A 17,242-nucleotide genomic window follows, 5' to 3' on the forward strand; every position below is an offset into this window, starting at 1 on the left:
AATGCAGGGTGGTACCGCGGTACGTCTGGTCACGGATCCAGGCAGTGTCGTCCCCGCAGGAAGCACACGAGCGAGCACCTGCGAGAGAAGATGACCTACCCCCGCCCCTCCGCCTTCGGGCCTGCGGCCGACGCCGCGCCGGCCCCCGTCGTTCCGAGCCCGCGCTTGCCCGAGATCGAGCAGCAGACGCTCGCGTTCTGGGAGGCCGACCGCACCTTCCGCGCGTCGATCGACCAGCGCGAGGGCGCCGAGGAGTGGGTCTTCTACGACGGCCCGCCCTTCGCGAACGGCCTGCCGCATTACGGTCACCTCCTCACCGGCTACGCCAAGGATGTCTTCCCCCGCTTCCAGACGATGCGCGGCAAGAAGGTCGACCGCGTCTTCGGCTGGGACACCCACGGGCTTCCCGCCGAGCTCGAGGCGATGAAGCAGCTCGGGATCACCGAGAAGAGCGAGATCGAGGCGATGGGCATGGCCACGTTCAACGCGAAGTCGCGCGAGTCCGTCCTGGCGTACACGCGCGAGTGGGAGGACTACGTCACCCGCCAGGCGCGGTGGGTCGACTTCGAGCGCGGCTACAAGACGCTCGACCTCACGTACATGGAATCCGTGCTGTGGGCGTTCAAGACGATCTACGACAAGGGCCTCGCCTACGAGGGGCACCGCGTCCTGCCGTACTGCTGGCGCGACGAGACCCCGCTGTCGGCGCACGAGCTGCGGATGGACGACGACGTCTACAAGATGCGCCAGGACCCGTCGGTCACGATCACCTTCCCGCTGGTCGGCGCCAAGGCCGAGGCGCTCGGTCTCACTGCGGTGCGCGCCCTCGCGTGGACGACCACCCCGTGGACCCTGCCGACGAACTTCGCCCTGGCCGTCGGACCCGACATCCGCTATGTCGTCGTGCCCGGCGGCCCGAACGGCGCTGCGGACGTGCACCGCGACGACGAGCACGCCGAAGCCGAATCGCACCGCTACCTCCTCGCCGAAGAGCTGCTGGCCGGCTACGCCAAGGACCTGGGCTACGACTCGGCCGAGGCCGCGCGGGAGGCCGTCGAGCAGACGGTCTTCGGCGCCGAACTCGAGGACGTCGCCTACGACCGCCTCTTCGACTACTACGCGGATGCGGCGATCTGGGGCACGCAGAGCGCCTGGCGCATCCTCGTCGACGACTACGTCACCACCGGCGACGGCACCGGCATCGTCCACCAGGCCCCGGCCTTCGGTGAGGACGACCAGCGCGTGACCGAGGCCGCCGGCATCCCGCTCATCATGAGCCTCGACGACGGCGGACGCTTCCTCCCGCAGGTGACCGATGTCGCCGGCGAGCTGTGGATGGACGCCAACCGCCCGCTCATCCGCCTCCTGAAGCAGGAGGGGCGCCTCCTGCGCGAAGCGAGCTACGAGCACTCGTACCCGCACTGCTGGCGCTGCCGGAACCCCCTCATCTACCGCGCCGTGTCGAGCTGGTTCGTGCGCGTCACCGACATCAAGGACCGCATGCTCGCGGGCAACGAGCAGATCACGTGGGTTCCCGAGAACGTCAAGCACGGCCAGTTCGGCAAGTGGCTCGAGGGTGCGCGCGACTGGTCGATCAGCCGCAACCGCTACTGGGGCTCGCCGATCCCTGTGTGGAAGAGCGACGACCCGGAGCACCCGCGTGTCGACGTCTACGGCTCCCTCGAGGAGCTCGAGCGCGACTTCGGGCGCCTTCCGCGCAATGCGGAGGGGGAGGTGGACCTCCACCGCCCGTACATCGACGATCTCACGCGCCCGAACCCGGACGACCCGACCGGCAAGAGCACGATGCGCCGCATCGAGGACGTCTTCGACGTGTGGTTCGACTCGGGCTCCATGCCGTACGCCCAGGTGCACTACCCCTTCGAGAACCAGGAGTGGTTCGACGAGCACTCGCCGGCGGACTTCATCGTCGAGTACATCGGGCAGACGCGGGGCTGGTTCTACGTCATGCACGTGCTCTCGACGGCGCTGTTCGATCGCCCCGCGTTCACCGGGGTGTCGTGCCACGGCATCGTGCTCGGCAGCGACGGCCTGAAGATGTCGAAGTCGCTGCAGAACTACCCCGACGTCAGCGAGGTGTTCGACCGCGACGGCTCCGACGCGATGCGCTGGTTCCTCATGTCGAGCTCGGTGCTGCGCGGCGGCAACCTCATCGTCACGGAGGAGGGCATCCGTGCAGGCGTCCGCGAGTTCCTGCTGCCCGTGTGGAACGCGTGGTACTTCTTCGCGACCTACGCCAATGCCGCGGGCGGCGCCGGCGGCGAGGGCTATGAGGCATCGTGGCGCACCGACTCCACCGACGTGCTCGACCGCTACATCCTCGCGCTCACCGGCGATCTCGTCCGCGACGTGGCCGCTGATCTCGAGGTGCTCGACTCGACGCTGGCCGCGGCGAAGCTGCGTGACTTCGCCGAGGCACTCACGAACTGGTACATCCGCCGCTCTCGCGACCGCTTCTGGGTAGGCGTCTCCGACGATCCGAAGAGCCGTGAGGCGTTCGACACCCTGTACACCGTGCTCGAGACACTGACCCGCGTGGCCGCGCCGCTCATCCCGCTGGTCTCCGAGAAGGTCTGGCAGGGTCTCACCGGCGGGCGCAGCGTGCATCTGCAGGACTGGCCCGATGCCGGCGCCTTCCCGGCTGCCGACGACATCCGCGCCGCGATGGACGCCGTCCGCGAGGCATCCAGCGTCGCGAACGCCCTGCGCAAGAAGGAGGGCCGCCGCGTGCGCCTGCCCCTTCCCACCCTGACGGTGGCGGTTCCGGATGCTGCGTCCCTCGCGCAGTTCGACGGCATCCTGCGCGACGAGCTCAACGTGAAGTCGGTCCAGCTCATCGAGCTCGGCGACGACGTGTCGGAGCGCTATGGGATCAGCAAGCGTCTGACCGTGAACGCGCGTGCCGCGGGTCCCCGCCTGGGCAAGCAGGTCCAGCACGTGATCTCGGGCGCGAAGGCGGGCGTCTGGGAGGAGCGAGACGGAATCGTGGTCGTCGACGGCATCGCCCTGGAGCCGGGGGAGTACGAGCTCACGCTCGAGGCGGGCGGCGTCGCCGAGGGAACCGCGATCGCGCTGCTCGCGGGCGACGGCTTCGTGCTGCTCGACACCACGACGACGCCCGAGCTCGAGGCCGAGGGCCTCGCCCGCGATGTGATCCGTGCCGTGCAGGACACACGCAAGGCCGCCGGCTTCGACGTCAGCGACCGCATCCGCCTCGGCCTCGTCTTCGACGAAGACGCCGACGGTGAGGCCGTCGCGGCGGCCTTCGACGTCGCCGACGTGGCGGGTGAGACACTGGCCCTCGCCCACACCGTGCGGACGCGGAGCACCGAGCTCGCAGCATCCGGTGATTCGGAGACGGCCATCGAGTACGAGGCGGTGGTCGACGCGGGAACCTATGCCAACCGCGGCGCGTTCACCGTTTCGGTCGGCAGAACGGGGACTCAGGCATGAGCGATCGCGACCGGCAGCGCGCCGACGCCGTCTACGAGGCGCTCCTCCGGCGCCAGGGGGAGCGGTGGGTACAGCCCCGCGTGGAACGCACGAGGCGGATGCTCGAGCTGCTCGACGACCCGCAGAAGACGTACCGCGTCGTCCACGTCACCGGCACCAACGGCAAGACGTCGACCAGCCGCATGATCGAGAGCCTCGTGCGCGCGCACGGATTGCGCACGGGTCTGTTCACGAGCCCCCACCTCGAGCGGTTCACCGAGCGCATCATGATCGACGGCGAGCCGATCGACGATGCCGCGGTCGCGGACGCGTGGGACGAGATCGCGCCCTTCGTCGACCTGGTCGACGCCGAGCTCGCCGCGAATGGCGATGCAGCGCTCACGTTCTTCGAGCTGCTCACGGTGCTGGCGTTCGTCGCCTTCGCCGATGCGCCGATCGACGTGCTCGTGCTCGAGGTCGGCATGGGCGGGTCGTGGGACTCCACGAACACGGCCGACGGCGACGTGGCGGTGTTCGCCCCGATCGACCTCGACCACTCGGACCGCCTCGGCGACACCATCGCCGAGATCGCGAGCGTGAAGGCGGGCATCATCAAGGACGGCGCGGCGGTCGTCTCGGCACGGCAGGATGCTGCCGCCGAGGCGGTGCTCCGCGAAGCGGCGGCCGCCCGCGGAGCGTCGATCGCCTTCGAGGGCGCCGAGTTCGCGCTCGCGCAGCAGCGACTCGCGGTCGGCGGACAGCAGATCAGCGTGCGGGGCCTCGCCGGCACCTACGAAGACGAGTACCTGCCCCTCTACGGAGCGCATCAGGGCTTCAACGCCGCCCTCGCGATCGCGGCCGTCGAGTCGCTGGTGGGGGGCGCGTCGCAGCCGATCGCCGGAGACGTGCTTGCGGACGGCCTCGGTGCCGTGACCTCGCCCGGGCGCCTCCAGCTCGTCGGCGCCGCCCCGACCGTGCTCGTGGACGCGGCTCACAATCCGCATGGCGCTCGCGCCCTCGTGACGGCGTTGCGCGAGTCGTTCGACTTCGACGAGTGGGGCATCGTGCTCGGCGTGCTCTCCGACAAGGATGCCGCCGGGATCGTCGCGGAGATCGCCCCCGTGGCGGCGCACGTGTTCGCCACCGCTCCCGACTCCGAGCGGGCCGAGGACGCCGACGCCATCGCCGACCTCGCCGAAGCGCACGACCTGCGGGTCTCCGTGCACCGCGATCTGCCCGACGCCGCAGAGGCGGCGCGCGCGTGGGCCGCGGCATCCGATCGGCGCGCCGTCGTCATCGCGGGATCGGTCGTGCTCGCGGGCGAGGCCCTCGCCCTCGCCGCGGACGAGGACTGGAAAGCCGGGTGGAACGAGTGACCGACGCGAAGCAGCCGAAGCCCCGCCGCCCGCGCGGTGCGGCGGAGTCGCTCGCCACGATCGTGCTCGGCTTCGAGTCGATCGTGGTGTTCCTCGGGGGCCTCGTCGTCTACGGCCTGAAGGCGCTGCCCGCCTCAATCGAGCCCTGGTGGGGAATCGTCGCGGGGGCCGTGCTCGCGGCGCTGATGATCGCGACGACGCGCCTGGTGCGCTATCGGTGGGGCATCGTGCTCGGGTGGGTGCTGCAGGCGATCGTCCTGCTCGGCGCCTTCCTCGTGCCGGCACTCGCGATCGTCGCGCTCATTTTCGGCGGCATGTACGGGTATGCGACGATCAAGGGGGCCGCTCTCGACCGGCGCAACGCGCGCCTCGCAGCGGATCCCCCTCCCCACGCCTGATCCGTAACGAAAGGTCCCCGCATGCCCATCGAAGAGACCCTCGTCCTCGTCAAGCCTGACGGCGTCGCCCGCGGCCTCACCGGCGCGATCCTCGCCCGTATCGAGGCGAAGGGGTACGCGCTCGTCGACATCCGCCTGGTCGAGCCGGACCGCGAGACCCTCGAGCGGCACTACGCCGAGCACGAGGGCAAGCCGTTCTACGAGCCGCTGCTCGAGTTCATGATGTCGGGCCCGTCGGTCGCGATCCGCGTCGCCGGCAATCGCGTCATCGAGGGCTTCCGCTCGCTGGCGGGCACGACGGACCCGACGACGGCCGCACCCGGCACGGTCCGCGGCGACTACGGCCGCGACTGGGGCCTGAAGGTGCAGCAGAACCTGGTGCACGGCTCCGACAGCCCCGAGTCCGCCGCGCGCGAGCTCGACATCTGGTTCAGCTGATCGCTCGCTCGGCTGACCTGCCGGGAGTGCTCAGGAAGGTCAGCCGAACAGCGTCTGCCAGATGTTGACGACGGCATTCATCTCCAGCTGAGCCAGCAGCAGGACGATGGCGTAGCTGATGATCGCCGCCAGCGGCACCCACACCATGAGGCGGTCCGCGACCTGGCGCACCTTGTCGGATGCCGGAAACAGTCCGGCGCGCAGCATGTGCAGGGTCACCGCGTAGAAGGTAGGGATCGTGACCGCCCACGTCACCATGCACCACGGGCACAGCGTGTGCAGGTTGGGGGCGTAGATGCTCTGGCTGATGAGCCAGATCACGAACCCGAACGCGAACGCGATGCCGGCCCAGAAGCACCACCAGAACCAGCGGGCGAAACGAGCGCGGGCGAGGATCGCCATGCCCACGACGATCGGGGCGGCCCAGCCGGTGAGCCCGAGGATCGGGTTCGGGAACCCGAACACGCTTCCCTGCCACGAATCGAGGTTCGCGCTGCACTGCACCAGCACGCTCAGATCGCACGACGCGATCGCGTCGGGGTTGGCGAGCTTCTCGAACTTCTCGACCGTCAGCGAGAAGGCCGCCCACCAACCGATCACACCTGCGATCACGAGCCATACGGCGAGTCCGGTGGGACGGGTGTGGGTCTGCTGCTCGGGCATGCCTCGGATTATGGCATCGAGATCTGCACGGATGCCGCACCCTCGAGCCGTGGCAAATCGCCGGTCGTCGGCGTGGGGAAGGCGTGACTGGGTGACGAATGGGCATTCTGGCGGGGGAAGTGCGATAATGGGGGTCGATGACTCACGGCCGCGCCGTAACGGTCATCACCAGAAGACTTCAGGGCGACGAATGCCCTTGGCAGCGCGAGCATCCGCCTAGTGCCGGACGACCGCTGCAGACCGAGTGAGTTCGCGGCACCGCCCCGTCCAGAGGGGCATGGGCGGCGCCGCACGAGATTTCGCCGGGCGACGCGCGGTGTCGCCCCGCTAGGAGTACGCCAGTGATGGCTGATGGAACCGATGCAGAATTCAACCCTCAGACCGAACCCGACGCACCGCTGACATCAGCGGGCGACGAGGCGACCACCGCGGCTGACGCGGACTCGCCGGTCGAGGGGCCGCAGGAGACCGCCGAGGTCTCCGAGCCGGCCGAGGAGAGCGCCGCCGAGACGGAGGTCGAGGCTCCTGAGGCGGCCACCGAGACCGAGACTCCCGCAGAGCAGGAGCAGGAGCAGGAGCCGGAGCCGGACTCCGCCGTCGCCGCGCAGCCCCCTGCCGAGGCGACTCCCGAGCCCACCGGAGAGGTCCCCGAGGACGAGGCGACGCCGGCAGCCGAGGCCGCAGAGCCGGGGGCTCCTGCAGAGCCCGACGCCGTGACCGCGGTGAGCCTGGGGCTGCTGCCCGAGGACTTCGTGTCGGCGGTGTCGACGCAGCTCATGTTCTACGCGCCCGAGATCACGCCGCTTCCGGCGCGCCCGGGACGCTCGCAGCCGGAGGCGGAGCCCGAGGCGGCGGCATCGTCCAGCACCTCGCGCCGGCGCAGCCGTCGCCGCGGCGAGGTCCGGGACGAGGCATCCGCTCCGTCGGAGCCGTCGCAGCCCCGCCAGCGTGCCGTCGAGCTCATCACCGAGCCACAGCGCATCAAGGGTTCGACCCGCCTCGAGGCGAAGAAGCAGCGCCGCCGTGACGGTCGTGAGGCCGGCCGCCGCCGCGCGGTCGTCACCGAGGCGGAGTTCCTCGCTCGTCGTGAGGCCGTCGACCGTGACATGATCGTGCGCTCGCGCAACGGCCGCATCCAGATCGCCGTGCTTGAAGACAACGTGCTCGTGGAGCACTACGTCGCGCGAAACCAGGACGCGTCTCTCATCGGCAACGTCTACCTCGGCCGCGTGCAGAACGTCCTGCCGAGCATGGAGGCCGCCTTCGTCGACATCGGCCGGGGCCGCAACGCCGTGCTGTACTCGGGCGAGGTCGATTGGGACGCCGTCGAGACCGGCAACCAGCCCCGCCGGATCGAGCTCGCGCTCAAGACCGGCGACCGTGTCCTCGTCCAGGTCACGAAGGATCCGGTCGGCCACAAGGGCGCCCGGCTCACGAGCCAGATCTCGCTTCCCGGTCGCTATCTCGTGTACGTGCCGGGCGGCAACATGAACGGCATCTCGCGCAAGCTCCCCGACACCGAGCGCGCCCGCCTCAAGAAGATCCTCAAGGAGGTGCTGCCCGAGTCTTCCGGCGTCATCGTCCGCACCGCCGCCGAAGGCGCCACCGAGGATCAGCTGACGCGCGATGTGCAGCGCCTCACCAACCAGTGGGAGCACATCTCGAAGCAGATCGAGACGATCCAGGCGCCCGCGCTGCTGCACTCCGAGCCGGATCTCCTCGTCAAGATCGTCCGCGACGTCTTCAACGAGGACTTCTCGAAGATGCTCATCCAGGGCGACGACGCGCATCACACGATCTCGAAGTACCTCGAGTCCGTGGCACCCGACCTTCTCGAGCGCGTGGAGCGGTACGAGGGCGAGCACGACCCGTTCGACGTCTTCCGCGTCACCGAGCAGATCGAGAAGGCCCTCGACCGCAAGGTGTGGCTGCCCTCCGGCGGCTCGCTGGTCATCGATCGCACCGAGGCGATGACGGTCGTCGACGTCAACACCGGCAAGTTCGTCGGCTCAGGCGGCAACCTCGAAGAGACCGTCACGAAGAACAACCTCGAAGCCGCGGAGGAGATCGTCCGCCAGCTGCGCCTGCGCGACATCGGCGGCATCATCGTGGTCGACTTCATCGACATGGTGCTCGAGTCCAACCGCGACCTCGTCCTGCGCCGCCTCGTCGAGTGCCTGAGCCGCGACCGGACGAAGCACCAGGTCGCCGAGGTCACGTCGCTGGGTCTCGTGCAGATGACGCGCAAGAAACTCGGATTGGGCCTGCTCGAGACCTTCAGCGAGGCGTGCGAGGTCTGCGCCGGGCGCGGCCTGATCGTGCACCACGACCCCGTCGTCAAGCACCGTGTGCCCGCCGCTGCCGGCGGTGCGCCGTCATCCGGCCGTCGCCCGCGGGGCGGAGCCTCGACTCCTGCGACCGGCAGCGGCTCGAACGGCACGCACGTGATCACCGAGGGCGTGAAGTCGGCGCTCGCGCAGATCGCAGCGTCGACGATCCACCACAGCGAAGAGGCTCCGCACGTCGAGGCGGAGCCGGTCGTCGAGCAGACTCCCGTCGAGCGTCCGAAGAAGCCGCGCAAGAAGCGCCAGGATTCCGGCGGGAAGAAGGAGAACCGCACCGAGAAGGACCTCCTCCTCGACTCGGTGCTGAATGCGCTTCCTGAGCCCAAGGCTCCGGGGCAGGGTCGCTCCCGTCGTCGCGTGACGACGGCGGCGCTCACGGGCACACCGGTGCCCCACACGCCCTCAGAGGATTGAGCGCGCACGCCGTCCCGGCTCCGGCCGGGGCGGCGTGACCCCCACTGTCGGCCTCGCCGACGACACCGTGGCACTGATCTCGGCGTTCCCCGCCGACGTCGTGGTGGTCGACTGCACGCTGTTCGCGGTCCTCGACGTGCTTGATCGGATCGACCAGCGCTTCGCGGTGCTCGAGCACACGCTGCACGACTTCCTGGCGTCGGGCGCGCGAGTGGCGGGGCCGGTGCTGTGGACGAGAGGGATACGCGTGCGGGCGCCGCGCCGACACGCCACACCGATCCTGGTGGCGTCCGTGCCCGGTTTCGAGCTGCCGTTCCTTTCGCAGCGCGCGCTTTCCGCGGTTCCTGGACAGGTCGTCTACGCGGGCGCGATGACACGCGCCGTCCCCGCACGACCCGCCGCGCCCACGGTTGTGCTGAGCCTCAGCACCTTCCGCTTCGCCGATCTCGTCCCGATCTGGCAGCGCGTGCTCGACGCCGTCGACGGCCTCGACGTGCGCGTGGTCGCCACGCTGGGCCCGGCCCTGGCGAGAGGGGAGGTGCGCGTACCCGGCGGCATCGAAGTGCATGAATGGATGCCGCACGACGAATTGTTCCCCGAAGCCTCCCTCCTCGTGGGCCACGGTGGGCACGGCACGACCCTCGCGGCGCTCGCGCATGGCGTGCCGGTGCTGGTGCTGCCACTCGAACGAACGTCGGATCAGCCGCGCATCGGACGGGCGGTGGCGCGTGCGGGCGTGGGTGCGAAGTTGTCGCGCCGCACGGATGCCGCGACGATCCGGCGTGCGATCACGCGGACGCTGGCCGACGATGTCATGCGGGATCGCGCCCGCCGGCTGGGCGATGCGATCCGCACGCTCGACGGACCCGGTCGCGCGGCGGACGTGCTCGAACTGTCGGCGGCCGCCGGCGGTGAGGTCAGCGGCGGTCGCGCCCCCGCACCCTGAGCCCGGACGCGATGAGCCGTCGCACCAGCTCGTGTCCGCTGACATGGAGGGCGCCGGCGGCGACCAGGCGCGCGTGCGCCTCTTCGGGCACGTCGTAGTGGTCGAGGTCGAATCCCCGTGCGGGGATCCCGTTCGCCGCGGCGAACGCGTGGAGCTCCGCGAGGTCGGTGTCGGTCACCAGGTGCGCCCACAGCCGACCGTGCGCCGGCCAGAGAGGATCGTCGATCAGGATCGCCACGACCAGATCCTACGCACCGGATGCCGCGCCGACCGCTTTCGCGGAGTGTTCAGGGATCTGGTAAAGTAGACCCTTGGTGCGTCGAGATATCCGCACCAAGTCTTCGTTGACGTCCTCGAGTGCGTGCGCGCGCTCCCAGAAGAAACAGGTGTGAAGTGGTTTACGCAGTTGTGCGCGCCGGCGGCCGGCAGGAGAAGGTCGAGGTCGGCACGATCGTCGTTCTCGACCGTCAGGCCGCGAAGATCGGCGACAAGATCGAGCTCCCCGCGGTGCTCTTCGTCGACGGGGACACCGTCACGACCGATGCCGACAAGCTCGCGAAGGTCACCGTGACCGCCGAGGTGCTCGGTGAGGAGCGCGGCCCGAAGATCGTGATCCAGAAGTTCAAGAACAAGACCGGCTACAAGAAGCGCCAGGGGCACCGTCAGGACCTCACGCGCGTCAAGGTCACCGGCATCAAGTAAGCCACAGGAGACGCAGAGATGGCACACAAAAAGGGCGCAAGCTCCACCCGTAACGGTCGTGACTCCAACGCTCAGCGCCTCGGCGTGAAGCGTTTCGGCGGCCAGGCCGTCAACGCCGGCGAGATCCTCGTCCGCCAGCGTGGCACGCACTTCCACCCGGGCGCCAACGTCGGCCGCGGTGGCGACGACACGCTGTTCGCGCTGGCCGCGGGCGCGGTCGAGTTCGGCCACAAGGGCGGCCGCAAGGTCGTCAACGTCGTGGCGGTCGCGGAGTAATCCAGCGAGTCGCGCAGACTTCCGGAAGGGGCGGGCTTCGGCTCGCCCCTTCCCTTTATCCCCTTCCCGGCACGCCGGGAAGCATCCACACCTGAGGGGGACCGCATGGTCACGTTCGTCGATCGGGTGACGCTTCACCTGCGCGCCGGCAAGGGCGGCAACGGCTGCGTGTCGGTCAAGCGCGAGAAGTTCAAGCCGCTCGCGGGACCCGATGGCGGCAACGGTGGCCACGGTGGCGACGTCGTGCTCGTCGCCGACCCGCAGGTCACGACGCTGCTGTCGTACCACCACTCGCCGCACCGCTCCAGCGGCAACGGCGGCTTCGGCATGGGCGACCACCGATCCGGGGCAGCGGGCGAGCCGCTCGAACTGCCCGTCCCGGTCGGCACGGTCGTGAAGGACGCCACGGGCGAGGTCCTCGTCGACATGATCGAGCCGGGCATGCGCTTCGTCGCAGCCCCCGGAGGCCTCGGCGGGCTCGGCAACGCCGCCCTCGCGAACCCCAAGCGGAAGGCGCCGGGCTTCGCACTGCTCGGCACGCCCGGCTGGGAGGGCGACGTCCTCCTCGAGCTCAAGACCGTCGCCGATGTCGCGCTCGTCGGCTTCCCTTCGGCGGGCAAGTCGAGCCTCATCGCGGCGATCTCCGCCGCGCGGCCGAAGATCGCCGACTACCCCTTCACCACGCTCCACCCGAACCTGGGCGTCGTGCAGGCGGGAGAGCAGCGCTTCACCGTCGCCGACGTGCCCGGCCTCATCGAGGGCGCGAGCGAGGGCAAGGGCCTGGGCCTGGAGTTCCTCCGTCACGTCGAGCGCTGCACGGCACTCGTCCACGTCCTCGACTGCGCCACGCTCGAGCCGGGTCGCGACCCGCTGAGCGACCTCGATGTAATCCTGGCCGAACTCGCCGCCTATCCGGTGCCCGACGGTCAGCTCCCGCTGCTCGAGCGCCCGCAGCTGGTGGCGCTCAACAAGGTCGACGTCCCCGAGGCGAAGGATCTCGCAGACCTCGTCCGCCCCGACCTCGAGGCCCGCGGCTTCCGCGTGTTCGAGATCTCGACGGTGAGCCACGAAGGACTGCGACAGCTCTCGTTCGCGCTCGGCGACATCGTCGCGAAGCACCGCGCCGAGCAGGCTGCGGCTCCCGCACCCGAGCGCATCGTCATCCGGCCGAAGGGCTCGGAGAAGGACTTCTCGGTCCGCGTCGAAGGCGGCACCTACGGCAACATCTACCGCATTCTCGGCGACAAGCCCCTCAAGTGGGTGCAGCAGACCGACTTCCAGAACGAGGAGGCCGTCGGGTACCTCGGCGACCGTCTCGAGAAGCTCGGCGTCGAGGACGAGCTGTTCCGCGCGGGTGCCACGCCTGGCGCGACCGTCGTGATCGGCGAGGGTGACGGCATCGTCTTCGACTGGGAGCCCTCGATCTCTTCGAACGCGGAACTGATGACGGCGCCGCGCGGCACCGATCCGCGCCTGCTGCGCGACAACCGCCGCACGACGTCGGAGCGCCGCGAGCGGTACCACGACATGATGGACGCCAAGTCGGAGGCACGCGCCGAGCTGGAGGCCGAGCGGATCGCGGAGCGCTACCGCGACCAGGAGGACGCGGAGTGAGCGCACGCGAGCGCAGCGATCTCCCGTTCGCCCGCCGCGTCGTCGTCAAGGTCGGATCGTCCTCGATCAGCGGCGAGAACGCGCACAAGATCAAGCCGATCGTCGATGCTCTCGCCGCTGCGCACGGACGCGGCACCGAGGTGGTGCTCGTGTCGTCCGGCGCCATCGCGACGGGCATGCCCTACCTGCTGCTCGACGAGCGTCCGAGTGACCTCGCGACCCAGCAGGCGGCGGCCGCGGTGGGGCAGAACGTGCTCATCTACCGCTACCAGGAGGCGCTTCGTCCGTTCCGCATCGTCGCCGGCCAGGTGCTCCTGACCGCCGGCGACCTCGAGAACGCGACGCACCGCTCCAACGCGCGCCGCGCCATGGAGCGGCTCATGGGCCTGCGCATCCTCCCGATCGTCAATGAGAACGACACGGTCGCGACCCACGAGATCCGTTTCGGCGACAACGACCGCCTTGCAGCCCTGGTCGCGCAGCTGATCGGAGCGGACGCCCTGGTGCTGCTGAGCGACATCGAGTGCCTGTACACGCGTCCGCCGGACGAGCCCGGCGCGTTGCCGATCCCGCGCGTGATCTACGGCGACGACCTGCACGGCTTCGAGTTCGGCTCGGTCGTCGTCAACAGCGTCGGCACCGGGGGAGCGGCGACCAAGGTCTCGGCCGCGCGGCTGGCCGCAGCATCCGGAATCGGGGTCCTCGTCACCAGTGCGGACCTCGTGGGCGAAGCACTGTCGGGCGACGAGATCGGCACGTGGTTCCAGCCCAACCCGGAGCCGACGGCGCCCGCCGCGACGGGTCCCTTGCGGACCACGGTCGATACACTGGGCGGATGACCACCACCGCCACGACGGCACGCGAACGGATGCTGCTCGCCAAGGATGCGGCGCGCAGCATCGGTCTCCTCGGCGACGACGCGAAGCGCGATGCGCTCCTCTCGATCGCCGACGCGATCGAGGCCGCGGCGCCGGAGATCGTGGCGGCCAATGCGGGTGACCTCCGCCGCGGCACCGAGACCGGGCTCTCGACCGCACTGCAGGACCGTCTGCGGCTCGATGAGCCGCGCGTCGCCTCTCTCGCCGCAGCGGTGCGCGAGATCGCCGCACTGCCGGACCCCGTCGGCCGCGTACTCGACGAGCGGATGCTGGAGAACGGCGTGTCGCTCACCAAGATCGCCGTGCCGTTCGGCGTGGTGGGCTCCATCTACGAGGCCCGGCCCAACGTCACCGTCGACATCGCCGCCCTCGCCCTGCGCTCGGGCAACGCGGTCGTGCTGCGGGGCGGCACAGCCGCCGAGCACACCAACGCGGCCCTCGTCCGCGCCATGCGCGGCGCGCTGGCCGACCAGGGCATCGACCCGGAAGCCATCCAGACGGTGGACGAGTTCGGCCGCGAGGGAGCCCGCGAGCTGATGCACGCACGCGGCATCGTGGACGTGCTGGTGCCGCGCGGCAGCGCGCAGCTGATCGAGACGGTCGTGACCGAGTCCTCGGTCCCCGTCATCGAGACTGGCGCCGGCGTGGTGCACATCGTCCTCGATGAGTCGGCGCCGTTGGACTGGGCGCGCGACATCGTGGTGAACGCCAAGACCCAGCGGCCGAGCGTGTGCAACGCCGTCGAGACCGTCCTCGTGCACCGGGGGGCCGCCGACCGCCTGGTCGGCCCGGTCGTGGCGGCCCTGCAGCAGAGCGGCGTCACCGTCCACGGCGACGAGACCGTCGAGCGGCTCGCGGCGGGCGTCACCCCGGCGACCGACGAGGACTGGGCGACCGAGTACCTCAGCCTCGATCTCGCGATGCGTGTCGTTGACGACCTGGACGGCGCGCTCGAGCACATCCGCCGGTATTCGACCCACCACACCGAGTCGATCGTGACGCAGGATGCCGCCAACGAGGCCCGCTTCCTCGCCGAGGTCGATTCCGCCGTGGTGATGACCAACACGTCGACGCGGTTCACCGACGGCGGCGAGTTCGGCTTCGGCGCCGAGGTCGGCATCTCCACCCAGAAGCTGCATGCGCGCGGCCCGATGGGGCTCGCTGAGCTCACGAGCTCGAAGTGGCTCGCGCGGGGTGCCGGGCAGGTCCGCGCGTAACGGAATAGACTTGTCCAGTCCTGCGCCCCAGAGGCGAACCCGAACGGAGCCCGAATGACACTCGTCACGATCATCGCCCTCGCCGCCGAAGAGTCGGAGCACCATGGCAACGTCGCCCTCGAGACCGTCGGGTACGGCATCACCGCGATCGTGGTCTTCGCCGCTCTGGCGATCGTGACGCTGTCGTACCGCAACGTGGCGAACCGCCACGCGCACAAGGCCGAGGCGTACGCCAGGGCTCACGCGAACGACGTCCAGCGAGCGGGGCACGGCCACTAAGGCTGCTGCATGTCCTTGGCGACAGCCCCGAGAGTCGGGGTCATGGGCGGCACGTTCGACCCGATCCATCACGGGCACCTGGTCGCCGCCAGCGAGGTGGCGCAGTGGTTCGACCTCGACGAGGTCGTCTTCGTGCCGACGGGCGAGCCCTGGCAGAAGGCAGACGTCTCGCCGAGCGAGCATCGCTATCTCATGACGGTCATCGCCACGGCATCCAACCCGCGATTCACGGTCAGCCGCGTCGACATCGACCGCGACGGTCCCACCTACACCATCGACACGCTCCGCGATCTGAAGGCCCAGCGCCCGGACGCGGAGCTGTTCTTCATCACCGGTGCCGACGCCATAGCGCAAATTCTCAGTTGGAGGGACCATGATGAGTTGTGGGACCTCGCCCACTTCGTCGCGGTGTCCAGGCCCGGTCACGTTCTGAACACCGACGGTCTGCCGAGCGACGACGTCAGTCAGCTCGAGATCCCCGCCCTCGCGATCTCATCGACGGATTGCCGTGACCGAGTTCAGCGAGGACACCCCGTGTGGTACCTCGTGCCCGACGGGGTCGTCCAATACATTGCGAAGCACCATCTCTACCGGAGCAAGGAATGAGTACACCCGAGCACCCGGCGACGCCAGCCCTCACACGTAAGCAGATCCGCGAGCTGCGGAACACGGGATCTACACCCGTCATCACCGTGACGCCGGACGACGGCGAGGCCTCCGAGGCTCCCGCGTCCGTCGCGGCGCCCCCGGTCGAGGCCACCCCGTCGATACCGCCGCCTATGCCGGTGGCCTCCGCGCCGTTCCCTCGACCGTCCGAGCCCGCCGCCGTGGCGCCGGCACCGGTTCCCGACTCCGCCGTCGACCTGGGCGTGTCGCCGCTCACGCGCCGCCAGGCTCGGCAGCAGGAGCGCATCCGCACCGCGTCGGTCCCCGTGATCACGCCGGAGGTCGTCGCCGCACACGCCGCCGCCACGGGCGGCAGCGCCCCGACGTTCGCGTTCCCCGTCGCCCCGCCGCCCGTGGCGCCGTTCGACGAGCCCGCACCGTCGCTCTTCACACCCCCTCACGACGAGACGCAGGTGTCGACCGACAGCGGCATCCACGCGCTTTTCGGCATTCCGCGGGAGACCGAAGCCGCGCCGGCCGCTACGCCGAACAGGCAGCAAGCCGTGCCCGCGGCACCCGTCCCGGTACCCCCCTTCGCGGCGGAGCCGGCGGAGCCGGCGGCGTCCGAGGTCGAGGAGCGTTCGTTCGACAACGGATTCGGCACCACTGCGATCGACGAAGCCGAAGCGCCCGCCGCGGCGCCGAAGGCGGTCAACCCGCTTCTGGGTGCGAGCCTGCTCGACGAGGCACCGGCCGCCGCTCAACCCGCCGCGGTCGAGTTCCCGCCGTCGTTCGACCAGCTGCTGACACGTACCACCGGCGCCATCGCGATCCCCAACGCACTGATCGTGTCGCAGGCCCCCGAGGTCGCGCCACTGGTGGCGCCCGTCACCGCGACCGGCGAGGTCATCGTCACCGGCACGTTCAACCTGCCTGAGGGCCTCGGCTCCACAGGCCACGCCAAGGGCACCGCCGACGGCAAGGAGATCGACGCGACGCTCGTCGACGGCGAGCTGCCCTCGCACTCCTCGCCGACGCCGATCGCCGCGAGCTCCGCCGTCAGCACCGCGAAGGCGCCCGGCGACGTCATCAAGCCGCCGGTGCCCGAGAAGGGCGGCAAGCTCATGATGTCCCTCGCGATCACCGCGGGCGTACTGGCCCTCGCGCTCGTGGGCGTTCTGATCCTCGCCTTCGTGACAGGAGTCTTCTGATGGTGGCGAGCGCGCAGTCGCACGATATGCTCCAGACCGCTGCGGCAGCGGCCGACGCGAAGGGCGGCGAGGATCTCGTCGCGCTCGACGTGTCGGAGCCGCTTCCGCTGGTCGACATCTTCCTACTCGTCACGGGCCGCAGCGAGCGCAACGTCGCGGCGATCGCCGACGAGATCGAGGACAAGCTGCTCGAGGCGGGCCACAAGCGCCTGCGTCGCGAAGGCCGTGAGGAGTCCCGGTGGATCCTCATCGACTTCGGCAACCTCGTGGTGCACGTGTTCCACGAGCAGGAGCGCGTCTACTACGGCCTCGAGCGACTGTGGAAGGACTGCCCCGTGGTTCCGATCACCCTTCCCGCGCGGGCGACTGCCGAAGAGTGATCCTGGTACGGATCACCCCTCGGAGTGTTGTAAGCTAGACGAGTTG

Annotated in this window: 17 protein-coding genes; 15 read left to right on the plus strand and 2 right to left on the minus strand. The window is 69.8% G+C overall.

Going from position 1 to position 17,242, the window contains the following annotated elements:
• Positions 1 to 90: 90 nt before the first annotated feature.
• Genes ileS through ndk form a run of 4 tightly spaced genes read left to right on the plus strand, consistent with a single transcriptional unit; the run spans position 91 to position 5,665 of the window.
• Positions 91 to 3,474, plus strand: a complete 3,384-nt coding sequence (gene ileS, locus MRBLWH7_RS03480; protein WP_341999173.1) for an isoleucine--tRNA ligase — start codon at positions 91 to 93, stop codon at positions 3,472 to 3,474.
• Positions 3,471 to 4,829, plus strand: coding sequence for a folylpolyglutamate synthase/dihydrofolate synthase family protein (locus MRBLWH7_RS03485; protein ID WP_341999176.1), 1,359 nt, complete (start codon positions 3,471 to 3,473; stop codon positions 4,827 to 4,829). The genes ileS and MRBLWH7_RS03485 overlap by 4 nt, the downstream gene beginning before the upstream one ends.
• Entirely contained in the window at positions 4,817 to 5,227 is a 411-nt protein-coding gene (locus MRBLWH7_RS03490; RefSeq protein ID WP_341999177.1) for a DUF4233 domain-containing protein, read from the plus strand. The genes MRBLWH7_RS03485 and MRBLWH7_RS03490 overlap by 13 nt, the downstream gene beginning before the upstream one ends.
• A gap of 21 nt (positions 5,228 to 5,248) precedes the next feature.
• Positions 5,249 to 5,665 (plus strand): nucleoside-diphosphate kinase, encoded by a 417-nt coding sequence (gene ndk / locus MRBLWH7_RS03495; RefSeq protein ID WP_341999181.1) that lies wholly within the window; start codon positions 5,249 to 5,251, stop codon positions 5,663 to 5,665.
• A 39-nt stretch (positions 5,666 to 5,704) separates the two neighbouring features.
• Here the strand turns inward: ndk and MRBLWH7_RS03500 are convergent, their stop codons facing one another.
• Complete coding sequence (locus MRBLWH7_RS03500) at positions 5,705 to 6,328, minus strand: vitamin K epoxide reductase family protein (protein WP_341999182.1); 624 nt, start codon at positions 6,326 to 6,328, stop codon at positions 5,705 to 5,707.
• 344 nt (positions 6,329 to 6,672) lie between these two features.
• Between MRBLWH7_RS03500 and MRBLWH7_RS03505 the strand changes: the two genes are divergently transcribed.
• Positions 6,673 to 9,087 (plus strand): Rne/Rng family ribonuclease, encoded by a 2,415-nt coding sequence (locus tag MRBLWH7_RS03505; RefSeq protein WP_341999184.1) that lies wholly within the window; start codon positions 6,673 to 6,675, stop codon positions 9,085 to 9,087.
• Positions 9,088 to 9,121: 34 nt separating this feature from the next.
• Complete coding sequence (locus MRBLWH7_RS03510; RefSeq protein WP_341999185.1) at positions 9,122 to 10,033, plus strand: nucleotide disphospho-sugar-binding domain-containing protein; 912 nt, start codon at positions 9,122 to 9,124, stop codon at positions 10,031 to 10,033.
• On the opposite strand, the gene MRBLWH7_RS03515 is transcribed toward MRBLWH7_RS03510, so the two are convergent.
• Positions 10,005 to 10,271 carry a DUF4031 domain-containing protein gene (locus MRBLWH7_RS03515; protein WP_310291060.1) on the minus strand — a complete coding sequence of 89 codons (267 nt, stop codon included), beginning with the start codon at positions 10,269 to 10,271 and terminating at the stop codon, positions 10,005 to 10,007. The two genes, MRBLWH7_RS03510 and MRBLWH7_RS03515, sit on opposite strands and share 29 nt — an antisense overlap.
• Positions 10,272 to 10,426: 155 nt before the next feature.
• Between MRBLWH7_RS03515 and rplU the strand changes: the two genes are divergently transcribed.
• From rplU to rsfS, 9 genes are all read left to right on the plus strand, one after another.
• Positions 10,427 to 10,735: a 50S ribosomal protein L21 gene (gene rplU, locus MRBLWH7_RS03520; RefSeq protein ID WP_026059456.1), complete on the plus strand. Its 309-nt coding sequence runs from the start codon at positions 10,427 to 10,429 to the stop codon at positions 10,733 to 10,735.
• 18 nt (positions 10,736 to 10,753) lie between these two features.
• The gene (rpmA, locus tag MRBLWH7_RS03525) at positions 10,754 to 11,011 is read left to right on the plus strand and encodes a 50S ribosomal protein L27 (protein WP_109211194.1); all 258 of its coding nucleotides are present in this window, start codon (positions 10,754 to 10,756) and stop codon (positions 11,009 to 11,011) included.
• Between the two features lie 105 nt (positions 11,012 to 11,116).
• On the plus strand, positions 11,117 to 12,625 hold the full coding sequence (obgE, locus tag MRBLWH7_RS03530) for a GTPase ObgE (protein ID WP_341999195.1): 1,509 nt from the start codon (positions 11,117 to 11,119) through the stop codon (positions 12,623 to 12,625).
• Positions 12,622 to 13,464: a glutamate 5-kinase gene (proB, locus tag MRBLWH7_RS03535; RefSeq protein WP_341999197.1), complete on the plus strand. Its 843-nt coding sequence runs from the start codon at positions 12,622 to 12,624 to the stop codon at positions 13,462 to 13,464. Before obgE ends, proB begins: the two co-directional genes overlap by 4 nt.
• Positions 13,461 to 14,720, plus strand: coding sequence for a glutamate-5-semialdehyde dehydrogenase (locus tag MRBLWH7_RS03540; RefSeq protein ID WP_341999199.1), 1,260 nt, complete (start codon positions 13,461 to 13,463; stop codon positions 14,718 to 14,720). Before proB ends, MRBLWH7_RS03540 begins: the two co-directional genes overlap by 4 nt.
• Positions 14,721 to 14,774: 54 nt before the next feature.
• Positions 14,775 to 14,999, plus strand: coding sequence for a hypothetical protein (locus MRBLWH7_RS03545; protein WP_341999202.1), 225 nt, complete (start codon positions 14,775 to 14,777; stop codon positions 14,997 to 14,999).
• A 9-nt stretch (positions 15,000 to 15,008) separates the two neighbouring features.
• Complete coding sequence (gene nadD, locus MRBLWH7_RS03550; protein WP_116193242.1) at positions 15,009 to 15,605, plus strand: nicotinate-nucleotide adenylyltransferase; 597 nt, start codon at positions 15,009 to 15,011, stop codon at positions 15,603 to 15,605.
• Positions 15,602 to 16,816 (plus strand): hypothetical protein, encoded by a 1,215-nt coding sequence (locus MRBLWH7_RS03555; protein ID WP_341999206.1) that lies wholly within the window; start codon positions 15,602 to 15,604, stop codon positions 16,814 to 16,816. The genes nadD and MRBLWH7_RS03555 overlap by 4 nt, the downstream gene beginning before the upstream one ends.
• Complete coding sequence (rsfS, locus tag MRBLWH7_RS03560; RefSeq protein ID WP_341999208.1) at positions 16,816 to 17,196, plus strand: ribosome silencing factor; 381 nt, start codon at positions 16,816 to 16,818, stop codon at positions 17,194 to 17,196. Before MRBLWH7_RS03555 ends, rsfS begins: the two co-directional genes overlap by 1 nt.
• Positions 17,197 to 17,242: the final 46 nt, after the last annotated feature.

The organism is Microbacterium sp. LWH7-1.2, assembly GCF_038397755.1.
GTDB lineage: Bacteria > Actinomycetota > Actinomycetes > Actinomycetales > Microbacteriaceae > Microbacterium.